The following is a 24,089-nucleotide window of genomic DNA, read 5'->3' as shown; positions in this document are numbered from 1 at the left end:
CAAGGGTTCAGGTGTTGATATGATCTGTTCCAATATCCGGAACAACGTCCTCCGCTACGCAGGAGCCGGCCAGCCAGGCTATGGGTACCGAGCTTCTCAAATGGGCAATAAAGGCCCGGACCCGGCGCGGCAGGTGGCCGTGGGGGTAAAGCAGGGTTACCGGCAAGTCCGGGCCGCGCCAATCCGGCAGGCAGCGACGAAAACTGCCGGGATGGGCGCGCAAGCGTTGCTCCACCAGCCAGTCCGGCATCAGGCCCAGGCCCCGGCCGGCGGCAATTGCATCACCCTGAACACAGAACTGGTCAACCGTAAACTGTCGCTCCGGGGCGGATAGCGGATAGGTCCCCTGGGCAGAATTGTGCAGCACCGTTCCCCCGCCATGGCGGTTTAGCATATCCACCCAGGCATACCGGCCGAGCTCTCCCGGCGTTGCAGGTAAACCGGCCTGCTCCAGGTAGCCGGGGCTGGCATACACACTCTGGGCAAGCAGGCCCAGGCGCTCCTGTCGCAACGGGCATTCGGGCGCGGCGCCCAGCCAGAGGCAGATGCCGTTATCCAGTTTTTCCGGCACCCGCTGCTGGGTATGCAGCGCCACCCGCATGTCCGGGTATTCGTCCATGAAGGCTTCCACCACGCCGGCAAACCAGCCGCGCACCAAGGATTCATGGCAGCACAGCTCCAGCCGGCCGCTGACCTCCTCTTTCAGTTCATCCAGGGCTTCCCGCCCCCGGGCGGCCAGCTCAAGAATGTCGTTGCTGTATCGGTAGAACACCCGCCCCGCGTCGTTCGGTACAACCTTTCTGGACTGGCGCAGCAGCAACGGCTGACCCACTGCCTCCTCCAACTGGCGAATCCGGCGGCTGAGGGTAGATTTCGGGCAACCGAGATCCCGGGTACTGGCGGTCAGGCTGCCGGTGCGAACTACCGAGACAAAGGCTTCCAGCTCTTCAAGGTCATACATAGCGCGTTCCATATTTTGCAACAGACCGTTCCGGTTTAGGGCTTTAAAATATTAATGCGAACCATTATCATTCTTTTCAACTTTGAATTGCAAACTATCTAACGCCACGGCATGGAGAATTTCCGGTATGTCACAGCTATCAAACCGCCTTCGCAGCACACTGGTTCAAGCCCTGACCGTTGTCGCCGTAGCTTCTGGTGGCCTCGGCCAGGCCATGGCCGAAACCCGCACGGTTGAATCCGCATACGGTCCGGTGCAGATCAGCGGCCAGCCAGAGCGTGTAGTCACCCTGTACGAAGGCGCACTGGACGCTGCGCTGGCGGTTGATGCCAATGCCGTGGGGGCAGTCATTACCCGTGGCGGCAGCGACGTGGCCGAGTACATCAAATCTGAAGCCGGCGACATCGCGATTGTTGGCGCACCGGCGGAAACCAATATCGAAGCGGTGATTGCCGCACAGCCAGACCTGATCCTGGCTCCGCCCCGCATTAACCAGCAGCAGGTGGCGTTGCTGTCCCGTATTGCCCCGGTGGTTGCCTCCAACGTGCCCATGTTCCAGCCAGACAGCTGGGAACGGGAAACCCGGCTGTTCGCAAAGGCCATGGGCCGCGAAGCCGAGGCTGAAAAGGTAATCGGGCAGGTGAAGGAGCGAATTAGCGAAGTGGCGCAAGTGGTCTCTGCAAAGATCCCTGCCGGTCAGCGTGATGCCGCCCTGGTGCGCTGGATGCCCCAGGGGCCGCTGGTGATGGCTGAGGGCCTGTTTTCCGCATCGCTGCTGCAGGCCGTGGGTTTTGAACTGACCGACAAGGATCTGGTGAAAGAAGGACGCCCGCACAGCGAGCCTCTGAGCCTGGAAAACCTGTCCAGCATGGACCAGAGCTGGGTGTTCCTGGCCACGCTGAACGAAGACGGCGACAAGGCGCTGGACGCCGCCCGCAAGTCCCCGGCCTTTGCCCGGCTGAATGCGGTGCAGAATGACCAGGTTATCGGTGTCAGCGGCCAGCTCTGGACCAGCGCCACTGGCCCCCTTGCCGCGCTTGCGATCCTGGATGATATCGAAGCTGCCGTGAACGCAATCCAGCCCTGAAGGCCGAGCCCTTGAACGCTTTATCCCCAACCAGCGCAGTTGCGTCTCGCGCTCTTTCCCTGCCGCTTATTGCGGCGGGGCTTTTGTTGTTTCTGATCATCATCGCCAGCCTGCTCTACGGGGCCGGCCCGATCTCGGCCAGCGAAGCTTTTATGGTGCTCGCCGGCAGTGGCAGCGAAGAAGCCCGGTTTGTGGTGAGCGAATTACGGCTGCCACGCACCATCATCGGCCTGGTGACCGGCCTTGCGCTTGGCCTGGCCGGCGCCTTGCTGCAGTCGATGACCCGCAACCCGCTGGCCGAACCCGGCCTTTTGGGCGTAAGTGCCGGCAGTGGCTTTGCCGTGGCCCTGGCCATCCTGTTTGGCGCCAGCACCGCCACCCTGACCAGCTTCGTTGCCCAGCTGGGCGCCCTGACCGGTTGTGCACTGGTTATCGCGGCCACCCGGGTACAGGGGCTGGGTAACGACCCGGTCCGCCTGATTCTGGCCGGTGCCACTCTAACCGGCCTGCTGCTGGCGCTCACCTCCATGCTGATGCTGATGGACCAACGAGCCGCTGATGAGATCCGCTTCTGGATCACCGGCAGCATCGCCGGCAAACCGCTCAGCATGCTGCAAGCCACCCTGCCTTCGATCGTTATCGCGCTGGCTTTGATCGTCATCGTTGCCCGGCCTCTCGCCGCCATGGCGCTGGGCGAAAAAGCGGCCGTAGGCCTGGGGCATCATCCGGGGCGCATCCGTTTTTTGATCGTGCTGGCGGTGGCCTTGCTGGTGGGTTCCGCCACCGCCCTGGCGGGGCCGCTGATCTTTGTCGGGCTGGTGGTGCCCTTTATTGCCCGGGCATTTTCCGGGCCGGATATCCGCAAAACCCTGTGGCTGTGTGTGCCGGTAGGGCCTGCGGTGATTCTGGCGGCCGACGTGGTGTCACGCCTGATCGCCGCCCCGGCGGAATTGCCCCTTGGTGTGGTCACCGCGCTGATCGGCGCACCGGTGCTGCTGGCCATTGTTCGTGCCGGCCGTATGCCGTCGCTGTAACCCTGAGGTTTACTGATTGATCATGCCGGATAAACGCACCACCCTTGCCAACAGCAGCCTGCTGGTTTTGCTGCTACTGGCGGTGATCACATCGCTGTCGATGGGCACCGTTCAGGTCTCACCACCAGATGTTCTGCAGGCCCTCATGGGCAACGCAGACCCGATGACCGCCTTTGTCGTCAATGAACTGCGCCTTAGCCGAGTTGTTGCCGGCCTGCTGAGCGGCGCGGCCCTCGCCATGGCCGGCTGCCTGATGCAGACCCTGGCCAGAAACCGCCTGGCCACGCCGGGCATTATCGGTATCGATAACGCCGCCACTGCCTTTGCCGTAGCGTCCGTGGTGGGCGTTGGCCTGTCCCTGGCCCCCTCTGCCATGGCCCTGGCCGGTGCTGCCTGCGCTACTGCCATCGCCTTTGGCCTGGCCGGTGCCAACGGTACCCGGGGTTACCGGTTTATTGTCGCCGGCATCGGTATTGGCGCCATTGCCGGCGCAGTTACCCAGGTACTGCTCAGCCGGGTGGCCATCGATGCTGCCAACGCCGCCTATCCGTGGACCGTCGGCAGCCTGAATGCCCGCTCCGGCAACAGTGTGCTGGTACTGGCCATCGGCCTGGCCGCCGGCTATGCCATCCTGATGTTGATCAGCCGGGCCCTGAATACCTTGCAGTTTTCCGATGCTGTGGCCATCGCCCTGGGCACCCGCCTGAAAGCCACCCGTATTCTGGGGCTGGCGCTGTCGGTGTTGCTCACCGGCCTGGCGGTTTCGGTGTGCGGCCCGGTAGGGCTCATTGCCCTGCTGGCACCGGAGCTGGCCCGAACCATCTGCCGGCCCGGCAAGGTTCCGCTGACTGCCTCGGCGCTGGCCGGAGCCACCTTTATGGTGATTGCAGACCTGCTCGGGCGCACCCTGTTTTCGCCACTGGAAATTCCGGTGGGCATCATTACCGCCATCGTCGGCAGCCCCTACCTGCTGTGGATTCTGCTGAAACCTTCCCGAAGGAGCCTGACATGAGCCCTGCACAAACCGCGACCCTGGCTGCAGACAGCATTACCCTGGCCCATCGCCATTTCACCGTGGCCGAAAACCTGAGCGTGGCCCTGCCCACCGGCAAGGTGACCGCCATTGTCGGCCCCAACGGTTGCGGCAAATCCACCCTGCTGAACGGCCTGGCCCGTATCCACGCACCGGCAAAGGGCTCGGTGCTGCTGGACGGCAAGGACATTCACCGCCTGCCGTCCAAAGACGTAGCCCGCAAACTGGCGCTGCTCCCCCAGGACAACACCGCCCCGGAAGGCCTGACCGTGGCCGACCTGGTACGTTTCGGCCGCCAGCCCCATCAGGGCTGGATGAAGCAGTGGTCAAACGAAGATCAGCAGGCGTTTGATCATGCAGTACAGGCGGCAGACGTTGCCGGCCTGGCGGAGCGTGCGCTGGATACCCTCTCGGGCGGACAGCGTCAGCGGGCCTGGATTGCCATGGCGGTAGCCCAGCAAACGCCGTTGCTGCTGCTGGACGAACCCACCTCGGCTTTGGACCTGGGCCACCAGATTGAAGTGTTCGAACTGATTCGTACCCTGAGCGGGCAAGGCAAGACCATCGCCATGGTGGTGCACGACCTGGCCAGCGCCTGCCGCTATGCGGACCACATGGTGGCCATGAAAGCCGGAAAGATTATCGAGGAAGGTACTCCGGCGGAGATTGTCTCGCCGGAGCTGGTGCAGGACCTTTACGGGGTTAGCTGCGACCTGATTCAGGACCCGGCCACCGGAAGCCCGCTGCTGGTGAATGTGCGGCGCAACAGCAACTTCAGCGCGGCCTGAACCTCAGGTCACAGCCTCCGGCGCCGCTTCCGCGGCTTTCTCCCGGGCCACTGCCGCTGGGGCACCCAGTGATAGCAACACTGCTCCCACTGAGCAGGCCAGCATGCTGATCACAATCTGCAGCAGCGAATCGCCACCAAAGGCCGAAGACAGCGCGCTCACGCCACCGGCGATGGTGAACTGGGACGCCCCCAACATGGCGGCTGCAGTCCCCCCCAGGTGCGGGAAGAATTCCAGAGCATTCGCCATATTATTTGGCACAATCCCGCCCTGACAGCCAATAGCGGCAATCAAACAGGTGACCACCGCCCAGAACGGCCCACCGAGCATCACAACGCAAACCAGCGCAACCAGCGCCCCAAACTGCAGTATTACCTGAGCCCGCAGCAGCGCCACAGACGAAAACCTCCGGAGCAACGGGCGGTTGGCCAGGTTAAACAACGCCATCAGCACAATGTTGGCGGCAAACAGAATGGAAAACAGGCTGTTGGATAGGCCATACCACTCCTGATAGATAAACGAGGAATGGGTGATAAACAGCATCATGGTACTGAAACACAGCACCTGGATGCCGACAAAGCGCATAGTGGTTTTATGCCGCAGCACCAGCATGTAGTTGGTGACCAGAGTTTTGACCGGCGTGTTCGCCCGTGGCCGTGGCTTCAGCTTCGGAAACAGTGCCAGTTTCAGCACGACCGCGAGGAACACGCCATAAACTGCCAAAAGTACGAAGATCCAATGCCAGTTGCCGAAGGCGAGCATGGCCGCACCCAGCCCGGGCGCTGCGGCAGGCGCGATAAACATGATCAGGCCGATCAAACCAAACAGCCGGGCGGCTTCCTGACCGCCCACCTGATCCCTCACAATAGCCGGTACCGATACCGCGCAGAAGGCGCCACCAATTCCCTGCACTACACGCCAGGAAATCATCTCACTCAGCGAAACCGCCTGGGCCACCATCAACGAAGCAATGCCAAAAACCGCCAGTCCAAAAAACAGGATATTACGGCGACCATAACGGTCGGATAAGGGGCCGCCGACTAGCTGGGCCAACCCCAGCGCTGCCACATAGGCGCTGATGGTGAGGCCAACATCGCTAAGGGGTATATCAAAGTCCCGGGCGATATTCGGAAACGCCGGCAAATACGCATCCAGGGCCAACGGCCCCAGCGCAACGGTCATGCCGAGTAACAGTGCGAGCTGAAAGTGGGACAAAATCTACCTCCTGTGCAAGGTAGATAGCTAACAGTAATTATTATCAAACAGCAATCAGAGTTTTCCGCAAACCCGACTAATTGAGCATACACTCCCGGCTGTATAACTGACTGACCTGGCGCCGTTTTTGCCGCAGCCTGTTGCCCCGGTCATTGCCGTATCCAGCCCTCAGCTGGCCCTGAATCCGGTCCAGCTGCTTTCGGTATTTCTCACACTGTCTGGCCAGCTTTGCGCTTTCCCGGGCCCGCGCATAGCGGTCCCGGGAACCGGGCTCCAGCAGGCGGTCCACCTCAGCCCGGCTCCGGTGCACCTTGTCGGCCTGGCGGATGTTCTCACTCATGGGCACAGTCACCGGCGGCTGTACCGTCACACTGGAATGCCGCTGCTGTTTCGGAGGCGTATCGGAGAAGTGGATGGCGCCGTTGGCATCCGTCCAGCGGTAAATTTCGGCGGTCGCGGGTGTTGTCAGCGCCACACATAGCAGGCTCAGGGCCATTATCCTTGGCATGATTCCACATCCTGTGAAAGTGTTTATGACTAATCTGATTATGGTATTGCTTGCATTGATCAAACATTACGCCAGAATATTCTGCAGGAAACTGCTGCTATTTTCACCAAAACCCTACAAAGCGGTATTGATTTCCACGGCTACAGTCCGTAAAACATGCGCTTTTGAATGACAGCCCCCAGGAGTCACCCCATGGCGGAACCCGCGCCTCTGATTTGCAGGGACATCCACAAGACCTTTGATCAGCTTGAAGTCCTCAAGGGCATCTCTCTGGAAACCCGCAAGGGCGATGTGGTTTCCCTGATCGGCAGCTCCGGTTCAGGTAAAAGTACCTTTCTGCGCTGCATTAACCTGCTGGAAACACCCACTTCCGGCGACATTATCGTGCACGGTGACCCAATCCGGTTCAAAAACAACCGCAAGGGCGAGCGCATTCCGGCCGATAACCGGCAGGTAGAACTGATTCGCGCCCGGCTGTCCATGGTCTTCCAGGGTTTTAACCTGTGGTCCCACATGACCGTCCTGGAAAACATTATAGAAGCCCCGGTGAATGTCCTAAAAATTCCTAAAAAGGAAGCCATCGAGCGGGCCGAGGCGTATCTGAACAAAGTCGGCATCTATGAGCGCAAGGATTACTACCGGGCCCAGATGTCCGGCGGCCAGCAGCAGCGTGCGGCCATTGCCCGAGCCCTGGCCATGGAACCGGAAGTGATGCTGTTTGACGAACCCACCTCGGCCCTGGACCCGGAGCTGGTGGGCGAAGTATTGAAAGTTATGCAAAGTCTGGCCGAGGAAGGCCGCACCATGATTGTGGTTACCCACGAGATGGCTTTTGCAAGGGATGTGTCTACCCAGGTCCTGTTCTTGCATCAGGGCGTGATTGAGGAGCAGGGATCACCGGACAAGGTGTTCGATCACCCGGAATCCGAGCGCATGAAGCAATTTCTTGCTCCCAAGTTCTGAATCCCGGTGCTATCTTGAAACCGGTAATGGAACTGAAACTTCCACAAAGAATAAAGCCTTAACGGCAAATTACTGGAGAAGTGACACATGAAAAAACTGATTGTTGCAGCAAGCTGTGCCCTGGCCATGATGACCGGCACCGCCCAGGCCCAGGATCTGCGGATCGCCTTTGATGTTCCCTACGAGCCGTTCGAGTACCGTGATGACAACGGCGAACTGACCGGTTTCGAAGTGGAGCTGGCAACCGCCATGTGCGAAGAACTGCAGGCCAACTGCGAGTTCGTTATCCAGGCGTGGGACGGCATGATTCCCGGCCTGCTGGCCCGTAAGTTCGACCTGATCATGTCTTCCATGTCGATCACCCCGGAGCGCGCCGAGCGGGTGCTGTTCTCCGAGCCGTACTACATCACCCCGGGCGGCTGGTTCGGCCCTGAGTCTTTCAACACTGACGTCACCGATATGGACGCCATGAAAGACAAGACCGTGGGCGTGCAGCGCGGCACCACCATGGACACCTACGTAACCGAGAACATGGGTGGCGTGGTGAACATCAAGCGCTACACCACCGCTGAAGACATGGTCCTGGACCTGGAAGGCCAGCGTCTGGACGCGGTCTTTGTTGACTATCCGGTAGGCGAGCAGACCATCCTGAACCGCGAAGGCTACAAAGAAGTCGGCGAATCGGTAAAACTCGGTGAAGGTGTTGGCGTTGCCATGCGCAAGCGCGATGCCAAGCTGGCTGACGACGTGAACGCGGCCCTGAAGAAGCTGAAAGAAGATGGTACCTACGACACCATCATGCAGAAATACTTCAACTACGACATCAAGATTTAACCTGACCCCGGGAGCAGCCTGATGGCTGCTCCCCTGCTTTCCGGACATTCCCATGCTTGATCTGAAAGGCTATGGCCCGGCCCTCGCCGAAGGCGCCGTGGTTACCATTGAACTGGCCTTCTTCTCACTGGCACTCTCCCTCACCCTGGGCCTGCTTGGCGCCTCGGCGAAGCTCTCTGGCAGCCGTGTGCTGACCGGTGTCGCCACCGCCTACACCACGCTGATTCGTGGCGTACCAGACCTGGTGATGATGCTGCTGTTTTATTACGGCGGCCAGGTGGCGGTGAATGCCCTGTCGGACTATCTGTGGGAAACCCGTGAAATCGACTTCTTTTTCCAGTTCGACCCGTTCATCTCTGGCGTGGTGACCATCGGGCTGATTTTCGGCGCCTATATGACGGAAACCTTCCGGGGCGCGTTCCTGGCTGTTGAAAAGGGCCAGATTGAGGCCGCCAGAGCCTATGGTTTTTCCACCTGGCACACCTTCCGTCGGGTGATGATTCCGCAGATGCTGCGCCATGCCCTGCCCGGCATCGGCAATAACTGGCAGGTGCTGCTGAAAACCACCGCTCTGGTGTCGATCATCGGCCTGACCGATATGGTGCGGGTGGCCGAAGAAGCCGCCAAGGCCGAGCGCATGCCGTTCCACTTCTTTATTCCGGTGGCAGCGGTTTACCTGGCGCTGACGGCGGGTTCGGAGTTGTTCATCAAGTGGCTCGACAAGCGTGCCAATGTCGGCGTGGTTCGGGGGAATTAAGTGATGCCTGATTTCATTGCCGAGTGGCTGAACCAGAACGATATTTTTAATGCCATGACCATCATGGAGTACTGGGATGGTCTGGTCACCACGGTGCACCTGGTGTTCCTGTCGCTGGTGATTGGCCTGGTTGTGGCGGTGCCGCTGGCGATCCTGCGTACCGTGAAGAATCCGTTCGTGTCTGGCCCTATCTGGCTGTATACCTATCTGTTCCGCGGCACGCCGCTGCTGATCCAGCTGTACATCATTTACTACGGTGTGGCCCAGATTCCGGGTATTCAGGACACTTTCTGGTGGGAGATTTTCAAGGAACCGCTGTACCCGGCACTGCTGGCGTTTACCCTGAATACCGCCGCCTATACCACGGAGATTATCCGCGGGGCGATTATTTCCACGCCCAATGGCGAGATTGAGGCGGCGAAGGCTTACGGTATGAACTGGTTCCTGCGGATGCGGCGGATTATTCTGCCGAGTGCGGCGCGGCGGGCGGTTCAGGCATACTCGAATGAGGTGATTTTTATGCTTCATGCGAGTGCGATTGCCAGTGTGGTGACGATTGTGGATCTTACGGGGGCGGCGCGTAATATTTATTCGCGGTTCTATGCTCCTTTTGAGGCGTTTATTTTTGTGGCGCTTTGCTACATGGCTTTGACGTTTATTCTGGTGTTTGTTTTCCGCAAACTGGAAAATCATCTTTTGCGGCATCAGCGGCCTGTTAATGGTTAAGTTGAGCTCCCTTCTATGGGAGCACGGCCATCTGGCAGGATAGGTTCTCCGGGAACCGCTACGAGCACATCCTTGTGCGCTTCTCTCCGGCCATCCATGGCCTTCGAAATTCCCGGAGAACCTATCCTACCAGACGGCCCCGAACCTCTTACGGGGAGTCCATGAACGCATCCAACCACCTCTTTGACTTCCACCCTGACTGGCTGGCTCACACCCTGGCCTCTGCCTCCTCTGACCTACCCGAAACCAAGCGACAGTTGCCGAACGGAACACAGGTTTCACGGAAGGCCAACGGTGTGTTGTGGCTGACGCCGCCGGCCGGGCGGGAGAACGTGAACAATGAAGCGCTGATTGTGTCGGCCGGGGTTCATGGGAATGAGACGGCGCCGATTGAGGTGTTGAACGGGTTGGTGTCGGAGTTGTTTGCCGGGGAGTGGCAGCTGGGGTGTCCGGTGTTGCTGATTCTGGGTAATCCGCCAGCGATGGTGGCGGGGCAGCGGTTTTTGGATGTGAATATGAACCGGCTGTTTAACGGGGCCCATGGGCAGGCAAAGTACAAGGGGTTGCCGGAGGCGCGGCGGGCTCAGTTTCTGGAGGAGATGTGCCGGCAGTTTGCGATGGCGCATCATGGCCTGGCGTTGAGTCACTATGATTTGCATACGGCCATCCGGCCGTCGAAGCGGGAGCGGTTTGCCTTGTATCCGTTTGTGCCAGGGCGGTCGGTGCCGGCGGCCCAATGTGAGTTTTTACTGGAGGCGGAGGTGGAGACGTTGCTGCTTCAACACCAGGAATCCACGGTGTTTTCGTCGTTTACATCCAGCCTTTTGAAGGCCGAGAGTTTTACGGTGGAGCTGGGTAAGGTTGAAGCGTTCGGGCGGAATGATTTGCGACGGTTTCGGGGCATTGAACGGGCATTGCGTCGTCGGTTTTCCGGAGCGCCAGCACCACAGGCCCGGCCGCCGTTTGACCGGTTAACCGTGTTTGAGGTGGTGCATGAGGTGTTGAACACCGGGCCGTCGTTCCGGTTTCATGTGCCGGATGATGTGGCCAATTTCACCCAGTACCAGCCCGGCACGGTGATCTGGGAAGATGACGAAACCAGCTACCGCGTGGGTACGGCGCCGGAGGCGGTGGTGTTTCCCAATCCCCATGTGCCGGTTGGGCAGCGTGTGGGGTTGATGATTCGTGCGAAGAACGAGTTCAGGGCCGGGTGATGACCCGGCCCTGTTGTGTTACGCCGGGGCGTTTTCCGGCTCGGCAACTGGCAGTTTGATGACCTTGGCGCACACTGATGGAATCACCAGCAGGGTGAGCACGGTACTGGCCAGCAGGCCGGAGATAATGGCCCAGGCCATGGGTGGCCACAGCGTGGAGCTGGAGAATGCCAGCGGCAGCAGGCCGGCCACGGTGGTGGCTGTGGTCAGCAGGATGGGGCGCGTACGTTGTTCTACCGCGGTGCGCACGGCATCGGCAATGGCCCGGCCTTTTTCCAGCTCCCGGTCCATCACATCCAGCAATACGATCGCGTTGTTCACCACAATGCCCACCAGCGCAATCACCCCCAGCAACGACTGAAAGCCGAACGGCGAGCCGGACAAGACCAGCCCCGGGAAGATTCCCACGGTGGCCAGCGGCACCGTCAGCAGGATGATGCCAACCCGGCGGAAGGAGTTGAACTGCAGTAGCAGGAAAAACAGCAGCAACAGGATGCCGATGGGCGCTGCGGTCAGCAGGGCGCTGTTGGCATTGTTGGAGCCTTCGGCATCGCCACCCAGTTCTACCCGGGTGCCGGCGGGCAGGGGCTGTTCGTCCAGTGCTGCGAACAAGCCGTCCAGGGCCTGGCTGAAGCTGTAGCCGTCTTCCAGGTTCGCCGTTACCGCATTCACCCGCACGCCGTTTCTCAGGTATCGGGCCGCCGGCTCCCAGGTGGTTTCAACCGTGGCCACGGCCGACAGCGGAATGGCATCCCCCTGGTCGTTGTAGGTGTTCACCGACAACAGGCGTGACAGCGACAACGCGGTGCCTTCCCGGGAGCGCAGGATGATGGGGATAGGATCATCTTCCTGCCGGTAACGCTCGGCCACCACGCCATAGCTCTGGCCGTACAGGCTCTGGGCTACGTCTGCACGGGTCAGGCCGTAACGGGCGGCGGTGGCGTCGTCTACGTTGATGGCAATGCTGGGCACGCCGATGTCCAGGTCGTGCCGTACGTCGACGGTGCCGGTTACGCCACGCAGCACACTGAACACCTGCTCGGTGGCACGGGCTCGGGTAGCGTCATCGGGGTGATAAATTCGCACCTCAACCGGTGCGGTACGCGGCGGCCCCTGGCCCAGGATGCCGGCAGAAATATCCAGCTCCGGAACCGTGGGGGCCAGCTCATGGCGAATCCAGTCTACGAGGTCTGTGGTGTCTTCGAGCGCCGGCGTGCGCACCACCAGCCTGGCCCGGTTAGGTGCCTGGGGCGCTCGCTGCAGGTTGTAGTAAAACGCCGGGCCGGTGAAACCGACAAACCGGTGCACCTCCAGCGTTTCCGGGCGGGCGCGAATGGCCCGTTCCAGCTCCGCAGCGGCCTCGGAGGTTTGTGCCTGGTCGGTGCCTTCGGGCAGATACACTTCGACAATGACCCGGGGCCGGTCTGCGTTGGGGAAAAACTGCTGGGCCATGAACGGCGTCATGCCCACGCTGATGGCGACCAACAGAGTGCCCGCGACAATCAAACGGCCCGGATAGCGATATACCAGGCCACCCAGCGAACGGGCCAGGCCCATCAACCGGTCTTTGTGGATATTCTTTCGCGGCTTGAGGAACCGGGCTGCCAGCAGCGGCACGGCGGAAATGGCCAGCAGGTAACTGACCGACAGCGTGAGCATGATCATCACCGGCACACCACGGGTGAAATCAGCCGCACCCCCCTTGGCCATCAGCAGGGGCGCGAAGGCCGCCAGCGTGGTGCCGGTAGACGCACCCAGTGGCCCGGCCAGCTCGCCAACGGCCTTACGCAGGGCATCCAGCCGGCGCATGCCTTCGTCCAGGTGACCCTGGATGTTCTCCACAATCACAATGGCGTTATCAATCAGGATACCTAGCGAGATCACCATGCCGATCACGGCAATCTGGTGCAGCACACCACCGCCCAGGTCGTACAGCCCCACACTGATCAGGGCCACCATGGGCAGGATGGATGCCACCAGCAGCCCCATGCGAATGCCCATGCCGGTAAACACCACTGCTACGATAATCAGCACCGACAGCACCAGGCTCCAGGCCAGGTCGTCCAGCCGGTCGGATACCTTGTCGGGCTGGAAGAACATCTCGCGGATTTCGTAGGGCTCGAAGTCAGCACGTACCTGTTCCAGCCGCTCGCGAATACGCTCGCCGAAACGGATGGCGTCGGTGGAACCTTCTTCCATGATCACCGAAAGCAGCACGACCCGCTCACCATCAAACCAGGTTTCCGGCTGCCGGGGCTCCGCCGGGCCGCGCCAGACTTCCGCGGCTGCCGCCAGGGGCACCTGGGAGCCATCCGGCAACTCGATGGGCGTAGCGCGAATGGCGTCGATATCAGCAAACTCGGTATTGGGAAGAACCGACAACCGCTTGCCTTCCACCACCACAAAGCCCCCGGGGATGGTCTGGTTTCGCCGGGCCAGGGTATCCAGGATGCGTTTGGGCGCTACGCCAAGGCGGTAAAGCGCGGCGTCGTCCAGCGCCAGGGTAATCTGTTCGTCGGCGTCGCCCTCAAGGTCGATACGGGAGATGCCGGGAATATCCAGCAGGTTCTGCTTCAGTTTCTCCGCCACACCGGAGAGTTCGGTGACGGACGACGAACCACCCACCGCAAGCACCACCGCAGGAATATCAATCAGCCGGTCGTCCAGGGTCATCAGGCCGACATCGTCCGGGAAATCCTGCCGTGCCCGTTCCATGGCCTGGCGCACCCGGTCCCAGGCGCTGTCGGTGTCGTAGATGTGATCACGCAGTTTCAGGCGGGCCAGCGCCACGCCGGTGCGTGCTGTGCCTTGGCTCCAGTCCAGCTCTTCCACCTGGCGCAGTTCATCGGTCAACGGGCGCAGTACCAGGCGCTCAACCGCCTCGGCGCTGGCGCCCGGATAGCTCACAGTCACCATGCCGGCCCGGTACGGAAAGGTAGGGTCTTCCTGGCGTGGCATGGTGCTGTAGGCGGCGATACCCAGCACACAGAGCATGGTCACTACCATGCCCAGCAAGCGCTGGTAATTCAGCAGGCGGCGGGTCATCAGCGCACCTCCACGGTGTCGCCATCCACCAGCCGGGTCATACCGGCATAGACCACCTGGTCACCGGGGTTCAGGGCACCGGTATGGATCATCACCCGCTCGCCGATCACCCGGTCTACTTCCACCGGCACCTTGTAGGCCACGGAATTTTCAACCCGGAACACGCTGGTGCCCGTGCTGTCCCGCATCACCGCCAGCAGGGGCACGGTGACCGCAGACTCCTGAACCGGGGCAATGCCGACCTCCACCGGTTCACCGGCAGAAAGGGAATTCGGTGGCAGGTTCACCAATACCGGATGCAGCTCGCCACGGATGGAGCTGCCCTGGGCAATTTCCACCACCGTGCCGGTAGCCGGCTCCCGGTTGCGGTCCTGCACCAGCCAGACCGGCAGCTCCTGCCCGAGCCGCACATGACCCAACAGATGCGCGGGCACCCGCACTTCCACTTCACGGCCCAATGGCGAAGACAGGCGAACCACCGGCTGCCCGGCGGCGACAAATTCGTCCCGCTCTACCAGCAAGGCTTCTACCTGGCCGGCAAACGGGGCTTTCAATACGCTTTCTTCCAGTAATCGGGTGGCTTCCGCCAGGGAGGCCCGGGCCGTGGCCATGCTGGCCCGCAGGGAATCCCGCCGGGCGGCGATCTGTTCCAGGCTCTGTTCCGAGACCACACCGCGCTGGTGCAAGCGGCTGGAACGCTCCCATTCCCGCTGGGCCTGGTCGTACTGGGTTTTCAGTTCATCCAGCCGGGCCGCAGCAGAATCCCTTGCCGGTTCCAGGGCCGGGTTGTACACACTGGCCAGCACATCTCCGGCTTTCACCGTTTGCCCCAGTTCCACCGGCCGCTCTTTCAGCGTACCGCTCACCTGAAAAGTCAGGGTGGCCCGTTGGGCCGCCCGCACAATGCCGGAGAAGCGCAGCGGAATTTCCACCACCTGGCCACCGGTTACCTCGGCCACCCGAACCGATACCGGCTGATCTGCGGCTGGTTCGGAGGCACTGCTGTTACAGCCGGATAAAGACACGACAGCCAGCAGCATACTGGCGAGAGTTATTGGCAATGAACGCGCGAAGAGAGACATGACTGGTCAGCCCCGTTCCCTGAATAGATGATTTGTTGGCGCCTGTTTCCGTCAGGAGCCGCCGTTATTTTCCCGACATCATGTCATTCTTTGACAAATTGTCAATAATCGGCTTTCATCCCCTATCAGTTATTATTCAGCCCAGAGTCAGCAAACCGGAAACACCATGAACGAGCCGTTGAAAACACGCAGGGAACGGGAAAAACAGGCAAGGTACGAAGCCATTCTGGATGCGGCCGAACTGGTGTTTTCCGAGAAAGGTTACGAGCGCACCTCCATGGACGACATCGCCCGCACCGCCAGCCTGAGCCGGGCGCTGCTGTATGTGTACTTCAAAGACAAAGCAGCCATTCAGCGCGGCATCATGCTGCGGGCCGGGCAAAGCCTGGTGGAAAGATTCGAGAACGCCCTGAGTACGGCAGATACCGGGCTGGCCCAGATCCGGGCCATGGGGGATGCCTATTACCGTTTTTACCGGGAAGCGCCGGATTACTTTTCAGCCCTGACCAAGGCCTCAACCGCCATGGCAGAGGCGGAGGAAGACCAGGCCCTGGATATGCTGTGTTCGAAGAACGAACTGATGCAGCTGATGGAAGCGGCCATCCACAAGGGCCTGGAAGACGGCACCATGAGCCGGGAGCGCATTGCCTCGCCGGCCCAGACCGCGCTGTATCTGCGCGGTGCCCTGCACGGGGTGATCATGCTGTGTCAGGCAGAAGCGGGGGAAAACCCGGACTTTCCCGCCGACAACCTGATTCATCACACCATGGACATGCTCACCCGCTCTATTGCCAGCTGAAGCCTGTCACAGCTGGAAATCGTAGATCGAGCCCAGCCCCAGTATACCGGTCAGTTCATCCAGGGCCTTGCGCACTTCGTCCAGCAGCATCGGGTCTGCCAGGTCCTGCTGGCTCAGCTCATCCCGGTAGTGGGCATTTACCCACGCGGTCAGGCGGTCGTATAGGGCATCGGTCAGAATTACACCCTGATTGATGGCACGCCGCTCTTCATCGCTCAGCACCACTCGCAGCCGAAGGCAGGCCGGGCCGCCGCCGTTGCGCATGGACTGCTTTACATCGAACACTTCCACTGCGGTAATGGGGCCATTCTGTTGCAGCAGGCTGTCCAGGTAACGGCTGACCGACGCGACCTCCCGGCACTCGCCCGGCACCGCCAGCAACATACCATCCGGGGTATTCAGCAGCTGGCTGTTGAACAGGTAAGAAGCCACGGCATCTTCAATCGGCACCTCTGCCGCTGAGACCCGCACCGGTTGCAGCTCGGTTCCGGCCAAACGCGCCCGGATATCCGACAGCACTCCGCCTTCATCCAGAAACGCCAGCTCGTGGTAGAACAGACAGCTACCATTACCCACCGCAATCACATCGTTGTGGAACACGCCGGCATCAATGGCCGCCGGGTTCTGCTGGGCGAATACCGCATGGCGGTCGTCCAGCCCGTGCAACCTTGCAATCGCCCGGGAGGCCTCCAGCGTCTGCCGGGCCGGGTACTTCACCGGTGCCGGCGCGCTTTCATTGAACGCCGCCTGGCCATACACAAACAACTCCACTCCGGGGTCGCCATAACCGGCACACAAACGGGTATGGTTGGCGGCACCTTCGTCACCAAAGTGACTGACGGATGGCAGGGCCGGATGGTGGGCGAAATAGCTTTCATCGGTGAAGATGGCTTTCAGGGCCCGGCCCGTCACCCTATGTTCGATGGAGCGATGGAACTTGGCACTCAGGTTGGCCGGGGTGAAGTGCACGCGGTGGTCTGCGGTATCGGCGCTTGGCGATACCGTAGCGGCATTGGCGGTCCACATGGCCGAGGCAGACGACACCGCCGCCAGGATGGCCGGATCCGCCTGCGCAGCCTGCTCCAGAACCTGCCGGTCGCTGCCGGCAAAGCCCAGGGCCCGCAGGGTGGGAATATGGGGCCGCTCATGGGGCGGCAGAACCGCCTGCACATAGCCCCTGTCTGCCAGCTTTTTCATTTTGGCAAGGCCCTGCAAGGCTGCCTCTTTGGGGTTGGACACGGCGTTCACGTTAGACTTCGACGCCACGTTACCCCAGGATAACCCGGCGTAATTATGGGTCGGGCCGACCAGGCCGTCGAAGTTCGCTTCAACTGCGTGTGTTGCCATCTCTCTCACCTTCGGTACGGAATTCGTAATTGATCTTTCAGGGGCGCCAGCCGAACCGGGTCTCCGGACTCTACCCGAAGCGCATCTGCCACATCCCGGGGCAACCGGATGGTATCCGGCTCGATGCAGTCCACGGGAATGGTGGTTACCCGGAAATCCCGGAACGAGCGGTTGGAGATCATCACCCGCTGCTCCGGCGGCACATCGAGATCGACCGGTTTACTCACCACCATGGCGTGCCGGTTGACGGATTCGCGGATGCTGCGGATGTTTTGAATAAAGGCTTCCACCACCGGGCCGCCGTCGAAGATATCGACCATGCCGTTAAAGTTGAAGCCCTCGGCTTCCAGCATCTTCAGGGCCGGCAGGGTGTTGTCGTGCACCCGGCCAATCACCGCCCGGGCGCTGTCGGGCAGCATGGGCAAGTAAATGGGGTATTTCGGCATCAGTTCAGCAATGAAGGACTTATTGCCCAGGCCGGACAGCCGATCGGCCTGGCTGAACTCCATATCAAAGAACTTGCTGCCGAGGGCATCCCACAGGGGGCTCTGGCCGCTGGCATCCGACACCCCACGCATTTCTGCGAACACCTTGTCGGAGAAGTGCTTGCGAAATTCGTCCAGGAACATGAACCGGCAGCGGGACAGTAACAACCCGTTGCCGCCGCCCTTGTAATTGTCTGCCAGCAGCAAAGAGCAGATTTCGGTGGTGTCGGTCATGTCGTTAGACAGGTGCAGGGTGGGCGTCCGCACGTGCACACCCAGTTCGCGGGAGGCGTTTACCGTCAGGCTCAGGCGATAGTTGTAGAATACTTCCTCGAGCCCCACCCGGGCTTCGATGCCGCTGATGCCCACCGCCCGCCCGGTTTCGGTGTCTTCCAGCGCAAACAGGTAAAGGCCCGCCTCCGGGGCACAACGCTGGCTGAAGGAGTCCCGGGCACGGTCGATCTTGCGTTGCAGCAGCTCCGTGTCTGCCGGTAGTGTGGTCAGGCCTTTGCCGGCATTCTGCGCCATGGCATACAGGGCATCCAGGTCGTTTTCCTGCAGTGGCCGGATCAACAGCATGTTGGTGCCCTCCCCTTTTTCGTGGTCATAGCGGAGAGATCCTTACCCGGTCGCCGGCACTCTTTTCCAGCCCCTTCCAGGCACTGACCGGCACTTTCACATCGTCGGTGAGGGTTTCTGCCATCGGGGTAAGCAGGCACCGGAAATGCTCACCTTCACCGGCCGCAACCAGGCAGGTTTCACCATGTTCGTCGTGGCTGCCATGCAGGGTTTTCGGGTGGCTGGTGATCAGGGTTCGCAGGCCATCCGTGCGAGCCTCCAGAACCGGCCCGCCATCAAAGATATCCAGGTAATTACCCGGCAGGAAGCCTTCCTGCTGAAGCAACTCGTAATTTGCCTGGGTCTGGCGGTGGGGCTGGCCGATGGCGGCCTGGGCGGCGTCGCTCAGCAGGGTGACGTAGATGGGGTTGGGCGGCATCAGCTCGGCGATAAAGGTTTTGCTGAGCTGGCCGGAGTACTGGTCTGCGGTTTCAAAGTCCATGTTGAAGAAGTGCCGGCCCAGGCTGTCCCAGAAGGGTACGCTGCCGTCTTCGTTCTGAACGCCCTGAATTTCCACCACCATGCGCGAGCTGAACCAGTCCCGGTGGCTGGCAATGAACAGCATCCGGGCCCGGGAGAGCAGCTCGAAAGCGGTCGTCTCGCGCAGTTCGGGGCGAAGGCTGAAGGCGCACAGCAAGGTGTGATCGGTTAGTCCGTGGCTGGGGTAAAGCACCTCGACTCGCCGGGAGGTGCCCAGTTCGTGGGAGGCGTGGATCAGGTGGTCGCGGCGGTAGTTGTAGAAGGGTTCGCCGTTGCCGGCGCGGCTGTCTATGCCGGCGGTACCTGCTATCTGGCCAGTTTCGGTATTTTCCAGCACCAGCAGGATGCGCCGTGGGGTTTTGGGAGCCGGGGCGGCGAGAGACGCCTGGGCGTGGCTGATGCGTTCGGCCAGGCGGTGTTCGGTTTTGGGTAGCGTAGAAGATAGCCTGGCGCCCTGGGTTCCGGCTATGTCCAGTATTTGTTGCAGGTCATCCAGTTTTGCTGGACGGACTCGCCACATGGGCTTGCTCCCTCTTCCGGTAAGACATACAACGTCGTTAGCCGACCGGTGCTGAACCGGGAACGCCCTTCCGGAAACCGCTACAAGCACCCGCAAGCGGGTCCAGCCAGCAATCATAGATTGCTGTCGTTCGGCTACGCATGAAGCTTAGCTTCATAAACGCTTGCCTCACCCCTGTGCGCTTCTCTCCGGCCATCCATGGCCTGCGAAATTTCCGGAAGGGCGTTCCCGGCCCATCACCTACTGTGTCATCAACCGTGCAGCTTCGGAATTATGCCGTCAGTTTTTTAACCGCTGCCTCGAAACGCTCCAGCGCTTCTTCAATATCGACTTCCGGGATGATCAGGGACGGCGCAAGACGAATCACGTTGGCGCCGGCCATCAGCACCATCACGCCTTCTTCCAGCCCGGCGTTCAGGAAGTCCTTGGCCTTGCCCTGCCACTGCTCGGTCAATACACAGCCTAGCAGCAAACCGGCGCCGCGCACTTCGGAGAACACGCCGTAGCGTTCGCCGATGTCCATCATGCCTTTGCGGAGCTTGTCGGAGCGGGCGTTGACGCCTTTGAGGATTTCCGGCTGGCTGACGGTGTCGATCACCTTCTGGGCCACGGCACAGGCCAGGGCGTTGCCGCCGTAGGTGCTGCCGTGGGTGCCGACGCCGAGGCTTGCGGCAACTTTGGCTGTGGTCAGCATGGCGGCGACCGGGAAACCGCCGCCCAGGCCTTTGGCGCTGGACAGGATGTCGGGGGTTACGCCGTACATTTCGTAGGCGTACAGGTAGCCGGTGCGGCCGACACCGGTTTGCACTTCGTCGAACACCAGCAGAGCGTTGTTTTCGTCACACAGCTGGCGCAGGCCCTTGAGGAATTCGGGATCGGCCGGCAGTACGCCGCTTTCGCCCTGGATGGGCTCAACCACCACGGCACAGGTTTTCTCCTTGGAGATCAGCGCCTTTACCGAGTCCAGGTCATTGAACTCGGCGTGGTGAATGCCGCCCGGGGCCGGTTCAAAGCCTTCCAGGTACTTGTGCTGGCCGCCCACACTGACGGTGAACAGGGTGCGGCCGTGGAAGGCGTTTTTGAAGGAGATGATTTCATGCTTCTCCGGGCCATAGCGTTCCCACGAATAACGACGAGCCAGCTTGAAGGCGGCTTCGTTGGCTTCGGCACCGGAGTTGGCGAAGAATACCCGCTCGGCGAAGGTGTGGTCGCACAGGGTTTTGGCCAGGCGCAGGGCCGGTTCGTTGGTCATTACGTTGGACAGGTGCCAGACCTTTTCGGCCTGTTCCTGCAGCGCGCCAACCAGGCCCGGGTGGGCGTGGCCAAGGCTGGTGACCGCAATGCCGCCCTGAAGATCGATAAACTCTCGCCCTTTCTGGTCCCACACGCGGGAGCCCTCACCTCGCACCGGAATGATGTTTCCGGGGGCGTAGTTGGGCACCATAACTTCATCGAAAAGTTCGCGGGACACGGGTTCTCTGTTCATCGGTTTCTCTCAGTGACTCATTGCTAAGTGACAGGGTGAATCTTCCCATAATACGCCACTCACGGCATAAGAACAGCCGGTTGTGCAACAGCGGGCAACTCGATGATGCGGTGATGGTTTTTGTCTTTCCCCAGAAGTGCCTTGGCCAGCAGTTTGTAGGAATCCAGGTCGAAGGTGACCGGTTCGTTTCCAGGCTGAAAGTCTACCAGTTCCTCTTCACTGTGCAGGGTTTGCAGGTGTATCCAGTTCCAGATAACCAGCAGGTCTGTGCGTTCGTTATCCGGATTCTGCTCCACCAGAGCTACCGGACCGGCCCAGGGCCAGGTTTTCAGGCGCAGGCCATGGAAGGCAATCTGCATGCGCAGGTTGTAGCGGGTTACGTCCTCGGCACCCTCACAGGCACCTTTGCAGCGCCCAAGGCTTCGCTGGAAACAGGGCCCGGGGCCTGTAGGTTCCAGGCCCAGCAGCTTGCCGCAAAGGTCATTCTTGCCAGCAATGCCCCGTAACGCCGCCACCGCATCCCGCTTGCTGCGAAACAGGCCGTAATACTGCCCCAACTGATCCGGCTGCAGGCTGCGGGCAATGCGTGCCTGCAGATAGCCGCCGGCACCCTCTTCCAACACCAGGCTGGCCAACTGCTTTGCCGCCCGGGAGCGGCGGTTGTAGAGGGGATTCAGGGTTTTGATCTGTTTGAGTTCCAGCAGCAACGCACCCAACTCACCGGCGGTTTCTGTGAACTCCACCCGGCGCAGGCTTTCAGACAGCCGTAGCCCGCGGCTGGACTGATGGTCTCCCGAGAAATGGGATGCCACCCGCTGCGCTATGTTGGTGCTTTTGCCAACGTACAACAGCACATCGTTGTCACCGTAAAACCGGTAAACCCCCGAGCCATGGGGCAGTCCGGCGAATAATTCGGCAGGTACGTTTGAGGGCGTGCTCTGGCGCTGCAAGAGCTTCCGAATAGCGTTGTTGATGGCATCCGAACCGTGCTCTGCGCGGGCATGCTCGAAAAACGCCAGCATCGCCGCTACATCGCCCATGGCCCGATGCCGCTCCACCTCAGGTAAATTGTGACGGGCAATGAGGGCATCCATGTTGTGCCGGCTATGTTCCGGATACAACGCCCGGGACAGGCGCACCGTGCACAAAACCTTCGCACTGAACGGCCGGCCCAAACGACGGAACTCGGACTTTATGAAGCCATAGTCAAAGCGGGCGTTGTGGGCAACAAAGACCTTTCCCTGCAGCTGCTGCTCCAGCTTGTCAGCGATATCGGCAAACAGCGGCGCATCAGCCACCATCGCATTCGTGATGCCAGTGAGCCTTTCAATAAAACCGGAAATTCTGGCCTCCGGGTTCAGCAAGGTTTGCCATTCCCCCACCACCTCACCGGCTCGCCAGAACCGGATGCCGATTTCCGTGATCCTGTCGCGCTGCGGGTTTCCGCCGGTGGTTTCAATATCCAGGAAAGCGAAGGTTTCTTGCTGCAAGGGACTGTTTCTGGTTGTCATCATGGACCGTACGCCGATCGCCCAACTTTGGTTTAGCTCACCTTGAACTCAGGGCCTATAGACATTCGTCTAAAGAGTGATCAATTCTGTTTGAATTGTCACCTAACCGTAACTAACTTGTTTGTGGGTCCAACAAAAATAAAGATGTGGAGACAACAACGATGCAAAATAACAAATTGAGAATGGCCATTCGTGCGACGGCGGCTGCGGCAATTTTTGGTGTTGCCGGGCATGCGCACGCCTTCAATTTCAGTGCTGGCGATGTAGATGCAAGGTAGATGCAAGCATTTACGGCTATGCGAAGCTGAACATGAGCTACGATCTTGACGAGAACGTTGCTGACAATAGCCAATCCGGAACCTTCCCAACTATTACCGACACCAACGAAGTAGATGGACATTTTGGTGCCTCTGCAACACAAAGCCGCATTGGTGTAAAAGCAACCAATGCAGACGGAGTCACTTTTAATGTCGAAGGTGATTTCTACGGAAATGGCGGTGGTGGGTTCCGCCTTCGCCACGCTTACGGAAGCTACAACGGCATTCTTGCTGGTCAGACATGGTCAAATTACAACAGTTTCGTAGGTAACACCCCAACCGTTGATTTCAGTGGTTCTGCAGGTAATGCGGGTTATCAACTTCGCTCAGCCCAGCTGCGTTACACCAGCGGCCCCCTATCATTCTCCATCGAGGACCCTAAAGGCGGCGGCTTCGATGACAGCAAAGACGGTATGCCCGCAGTAACTGCAAGGCTGGAAGATAGCGCCGGCGGCTTATCATATTCTGCAGCAGCTCTCGTAAAACAGAACTCCTACGACACCGGAACTCAAGATGACTCAGCCATGGGGTATGCCGCATTTGTCGCTGCCAAGATGGCGCTTAGTGACATGATCAGCATTCAAGGCGCACTGAACTACAGTGATGGTGCCAACGCATACCTTTACCGCTCCGGGGGTGATGATGCTTATCTAGACGGAACGGACCTGGAAACCATATCCGGGTACGGTGGCGTAATCGGCACCTCCATCAGCTTGGGTGGTGGACGCAGCATCAACATTCAGTACGGCATGACTCAATTGGACGTTGACGATCTGGGCGCAACTGCTCTTGAAAGAAACAGTAGCGCCTTTGTTAACTATATGTGGACTCCAGTTAACAACGTTAAGATGGGGGTTGAGTACGGCTATTTCGCCAGTGAAAACCAAGGCGGCGACGACGATGACGCCAACCGCTTGATGTTCGCAGCCCAATACAACTTCTGATCCTCCCTATCAGAAGTTAACTCAGAATCACCCCGGCTCCGGCCGGGGTTTTTCGTTTCTGGCTGGTGCACACGCACCATTCTGGCTCAATTTCCAAAACCCACACCTGCCCGGCTCTGGCCTTTCCCTCGGGTATTCAATACTTTACAAGCCAGAAAACAATCTGGCACAGCTCATGCAAATACCGAATTGCAAGCCGGTGAAAACCACTCACCGCATCAACCGCTGCAACTCTGTGAGGTAATGCCATGAAACTTGCCAAAGACCAAAGCCTGTTGTTTGAACTTACCCAAACCGCAGAAGCCTATGCCATGCAGGATCTACACGATTACTTT

At 60.1% G+C, this 24,089-nt stretch carries 21 protein-coding genes; 11 read left to right on the top strand and 10 right to left on the bottom strand.

The features are described from left to right. Positions 1 to 7: 7 nt before the first annotated feature. Positions 8 to 961, bottom strand: coding sequence for a LysR family transcriptional regulator (locus tag Q668_RS03070; protein WP_022988131.1), 954 nt, complete (start codon positions 959 to 961; stop codon positions 8 to 10). Between the two features lie 127 nt (positions 962 to 1,088). Here Q668_RS03070 and Q668_RS03065 point away from each other — a divergent pair, with 127 nt between their 5' ends. The 4 genes from Q668_RS03065 to Q668_RS03050 all read left to right on the top strand — a co-directional run bounded on the left by Q668_RS03065 (position 1,089) and on the right by Q668_RS03050 (position 4,903). Next, the gene (locus Q668_RS03065; protein ID WP_022988130.1) at positions 1,089 to 2,048 is read left to right on the top strand and encodes an ABC transporter substrate-binding protein; all 960 of its coding nucleotides are present in this window, start codon (positions 1,089 to 1,091) and stop codon (positions 2,046 to 2,048) included. An 83-nt stretch (positions 2,049 to 2,131) separates the two neighbouring features. Beyond that, positions 2,132 to 3,082: a FecCD family ABC transporter permease gene (locus Q668_RS03060; RefSeq protein ID WP_227498263.1), complete on the top strand. Its 951-nt coding sequence runs from the start codon at positions 2,132 to 2,134 to the stop codon at positions 3,080 to 3,082. 22 nt (positions 3,083 to 3,104) lie between these two features. Then, a complete protein-coding gene (locus Q668_RS03055) occupies positions 3,105 to 4,094 on the top strand; it encodes a FecCD family ABC transporter permease (RefSeq protein WP_036219042.1) in 990 nt (329 codons plus the stop codon). Beyond that, positions 4,091 to 4,903: an ABC transporter ATP-binding protein gene (locus tag Q668_RS03050; RefSeq protein WP_022988127.1), complete on the top strand. Its 813-nt coding sequence runs from the start codon at positions 4,091 to 4,093 to the stop codon at positions 4,901 to 4,903. Before Q668_RS03055 ends, Q668_RS03050 begins: the two co-directional genes overlap by 4 nt. A 3-nt stretch (positions 4,904 to 4,906) precedes the next feature. Here Q668_RS03050 and Q668_RS03045 read toward each other — a convergent pair whose 3' ends face one another. Next, positions 4,907 to 6,118 (bottom strand): multidrug effflux MFS transporter, encoded by a 1,212-nt coding sequence (locus Q668_RS03045; RefSeq protein ID WP_022988126.1) that lies wholly within the window; start codon positions 6,116 to 6,118, stop codon positions 4,907 to 4,909. A gap of 76 nt (positions 6,119 to 6,194) precedes the next feature. After that, a complete protein-coding gene (locus Q668_RS03040; RefSeq protein ID WP_036219036.1) occupies positions 6,195 to 6,626 on the bottom strand; it encodes a DUF4124 domain-containing protein in 432 nt (143 codons plus the stop codon). A gap of 192 nt (positions 6,627 to 6,818) precedes the next feature. Between Q668_RS03040 and Q668_RS03035 the strand changes: the two genes are divergently transcribed. From Q668_RS03035 to Q668_RS03015, 5 genes are all read left to right on the top strand, one after another. Continuing rightward, entirely contained in the window at positions 6,819 to 7,589 is a 771-nt protein-coding gene (locus tag Q668_RS03035; protein WP_022988124.1) for an ABC transporter ATP-binding protein, read from the top strand. A gap of 87 nt (positions 7,590 to 7,676) precedes the next feature. Continuing rightward, entirely contained in the window at positions 7,677 to 8,423 is a 747-nt protein-coding gene (locus tag Q668_RS03030) for a transporter substrate-binding domain-containing protein (RefSeq protein WP_022988123.1), read from the top strand. A 52-nt stretch (positions 8,424 to 8,475) separates the two neighbouring features. Then, positions 8,476 to 9,180, top strand: coding sequence for an ABC transporter permease (locus tag Q668_RS03025; RefSeq protein WP_022988122.1), 705 nt, complete (start codon positions 8,476 to 8,478; stop codon positions 9,178 to 9,180). 3 nt (positions 9,181 to 9,183) lie between these two features. Beyond that, the gene (locus Q668_RS03020) at positions 9,184 to 9,906 is read left to right on the top strand and encodes an ABC transporter permease (protein ID WP_022988121.1); all 723 of its coding nucleotides are present in this window, start codon (positions 9,184 to 9,186) and stop codon (positions 9,904 to 9,906) included. Positions 9,907 to 10,067: 161 nt separating this feature from the next. Then, positions 10,068 to 11,120, top strand: a complete 1,053-nt coding sequence (locus tag Q668_RS03015) for a succinylglutamate desuccinylase (protein ID WP_022988120.1) — start codon at positions 10,068 to 10,070, stop codon at positions 11,118 to 11,120. A gap of 18 nt (positions 11,121 to 11,138) precedes the next feature. Here the strand turns inward: Q668_RS03015 and Q668_RS03010 are convergent, their stop codons facing one another. After that, positions 11,139 to 14,165: an efflux RND transporter permease subunit gene (locus tag Q668_RS03010; protein WP_022988119.1), complete on the bottom strand. Its 3,027-nt coding sequence runs from the start codon at positions 14,163 to 14,165 to the stop codon at positions 11,139 to 11,141. Beyond that, on the bottom strand, positions 14,165 to 15,247 hold the full coding sequence (locus tag Q668_RS03005; protein WP_036219033.1) for an efflux RND transporter periplasmic adaptor subunit: 1,083 nt from the start codon (positions 15,245 to 15,247) through the stop codon (positions 14,165 to 14,167). The genes Q668_RS03010 and Q668_RS03005 overlap by 1 nt, the downstream gene beginning before the upstream one ends. 166 nt (positions 15,248 to 15,413) lie before the next feature. On the opposite strand from Q668_RS03005, the gene Q668_RS03000 reads away from it, so the two are divergent. Beyond that, complete coding sequence (locus Q668_RS03000; protein ID WP_022988117.1) at positions 15,414 to 16,046, top strand: TetR/AcrR family transcriptional regulator; 633 nt, start codon at positions 15,414 to 15,416, stop codon at positions 16,044 to 16,046. A gap of 6 nt (positions 16,047 to 16,052) precedes the next feature. Here the strand turns inward: Q668_RS03000 and astB are convergent, their stop codons facing one another. The 5 genes from astB to Q668_RS02975 form a co-directional block, all read right to left on the bottom strand. Further along, a complete protein-coding gene (gene astB, locus Q668_RS02995) occupies positions 16,053 to 17,393 on the bottom strand; it encodes an N-succinylarginine dihydrolase (RefSeq protein ID WP_022988116.1) in 1,341 nt (446 codons plus the stop codon). Positions 17,394 to 17,398: 5 nt separating this feature from the next. Then, a complete protein-coding gene (astA, locus tag Q668_RS02990; protein WP_022988115.1) occupies positions 17,399 to 18,457 on the bottom strand; it encodes an arginine N-succinyltransferase in 1,059 nt (352 codons plus the stop codon). A gap of 25 nt (positions 18,458 to 18,482) precedes the next feature. Continuing rightward, positions 18,483 to 19,496, bottom strand: coding sequence for an arginine N-succinyltransferase (locus tag Q668_RS02985; RefSeq protein WP_022988114.1), 1,014 nt, complete (start codon positions 19,494 to 19,496; stop codon positions 18,483 to 18,485). Positions 19,497 to 19,767: 271 nt separating this feature from the next. Further along, a complete protein-coding gene (locus Q668_RS02980) occupies positions 19,768 to 20,982 on the bottom strand; it encodes an aspartate aminotransferase family protein (protein ID WP_022988113.1) in 1,215 nt (404 codons plus the stop codon). 59 nt (positions 20,983 to 21,041) lie between these two features. Continuing rightward, positions 21,042 to 22,493 (bottom strand): exonuclease domain-containing protein, encoded by a 1,452-nt coding sequence (locus tag Q668_RS02975; RefSeq protein ID WP_036219030.1) that lies wholly within the window; start codon positions 22,491 to 22,493, stop codon positions 21,042 to 21,044. Positions 22,494 to 22,803: 310 nt separating this feature from the next. Here Q668_RS02975 and Q668_RS02970 point away from each other — a divergent pair, with 310 nt between their 5' ends. Further along, on the top strand, positions 22,804 to 23,754 hold the full coding sequence (locus Q668_RS02970; protein WP_022988111.1) for a DcaP family trimeric outer membrane transporter: 951 nt from the start codon (positions 22,804 to 22,806) through the stop codon (positions 23,752 to 23,754). The last annotated feature ends 335 nt before the right edge of the window (positions 23,755 to 24,089 follow it).

This window comes from Marinobacter sp. ES-1, assembly GCF_000475255.1.
Classification (GTDB): Bacteria; Pseudomonadota; Gammaproteobacteria; order Pseudomonadales; family Oleiphilaceae; genus Marinobacter; species Marinobacter vinifirmus.
Note: the sequence above shows the minus strand (reverse complement) of the source record. Positions and strands in the feature narration are given on the sequence as shown.

Coding starts and splice junctions, on each gene's coding strand:
- Q668_RS03070 (WP_022988131.1), bottom strand. CDS start 961: ATGTATGACCTTGAAGAGCTGGAAGCCTTTGTCTCGGTAGTTCGCACC.
- Q668_RS03065 (WP_022988130.1), top strand. CDS start 1,089: ATGTCACAGCTATCAAACCGCCTTCGCAGCACACTGGTTCAAGCCCTG.
- Q668_RS03055 (WP_036219042.1), top strand. CDS start 3,105: ATGCCGGATAAACGCACCACCCTTGCCAACAGCAGCCTGCTGGTTTTG.
- Q668_RS03050 (WP_022988127.1), top strand. CDS start 4,091: ATGAGCCCTGCACAAACCGCGACCCTGGCTGCAGACAGCATTACCCTG.
- Q668_RS03040 (WP_036219036.1), bottom strand. CDS start 6,626: ATGCCAAGGATAATGGCCCTGAGCCTGCTATGTGTGGCGCTGACAACA.
- Q668_RS03035 (WP_022988124.1), top strand. CDS start 6,819: ATGGCGGAACCCGCGCCTCTGATTTGCAGGGACATCCACAAGACCTTT.
- Q668_RS03030 (WP_022988123.1), top strand. CDS start 7,677: ATGAAAAAACTGATTGTTGCAGCAAGCTGTGCCCTGGCCATGATGACC.
- Q668_RS03025 (WP_022988122.1), top strand. CDS start 8,476: ATGCTTGATCTGAAAGGCTATGGCCCGGCCCTCGCCGAAGGCGCCGTG.
- Q668_RS03020 (WP_022988121.1), top strand. CDS start 9,184: ATGCCTGATTTCATTGCCGAGTGGCTGAACCAGAACGATATTTTTAAT.
- Q668_RS03015 (WP_022988120.1), top strand. CDS start 10,068: ATGAACGCATCCAACCACCTCTTTGACTTCCACCCTGACTGGCTGGCT.
- Q668_RS03010 (WP_022988119.1), bottom strand. CDS start 14,165: ATGACCCGCCGCCTGCTGAATTACCAGCGCTTGCTGGGCATGGTAGTG.
- Q668_RS03005 (WP_036219033.1), bottom strand. CDS start 15,247: ATGTCTCTCTTCGCGCGTTCATTGCCAATAACTCTCGCCAGTATGCTG.
- Q668_RS03000 (WP_022988117.1), top strand. CDS start 15,414: ATGAACGAGCCGTTGAAAACACGCAGGGAACGGGAAAAACAGGCAAGG.
- astB (WP_022988116.1), bottom strand. CDS start 17,393: ATGGCAACACACGCAGTTGAAGCGAACTTCGACGGCCTGGTCGGCCCG.
- astA (WP_022988115.1), bottom strand. CDS start 18,457: ATGCTGTTGATCCGGCCACTGCAGGAAAACGACCTGGATGCCCTGTAT.
- Q668_RS02985 (WP_022988114.1), bottom strand. CDS start 19,496: ATGTGGCGAGTCCGTCCAGCAAAACTGGATGACCTGCAACAAATACTG.
- Q668_RS02980 (WP_022988113.1), bottom strand. CDS start 20,982: ATGAACAGAGAACCCGTGTCCCGCGAACTTTTCGATGAAGTTATGGTG.
- Q668_RS02975 (WP_036219030.1), bottom strand. CDS start 22,493: ATGACAACCAGAAACAGTCCCTTGCAGCAAGAAACCTTCGCTTTCCTG.
- Q668_RS02970 (WP_022988111.1), top strand. CDS start 22,804: ATGAGCTACGATCTTGACGAGAACGTTGCTGACAATAGCCAATCCGGA.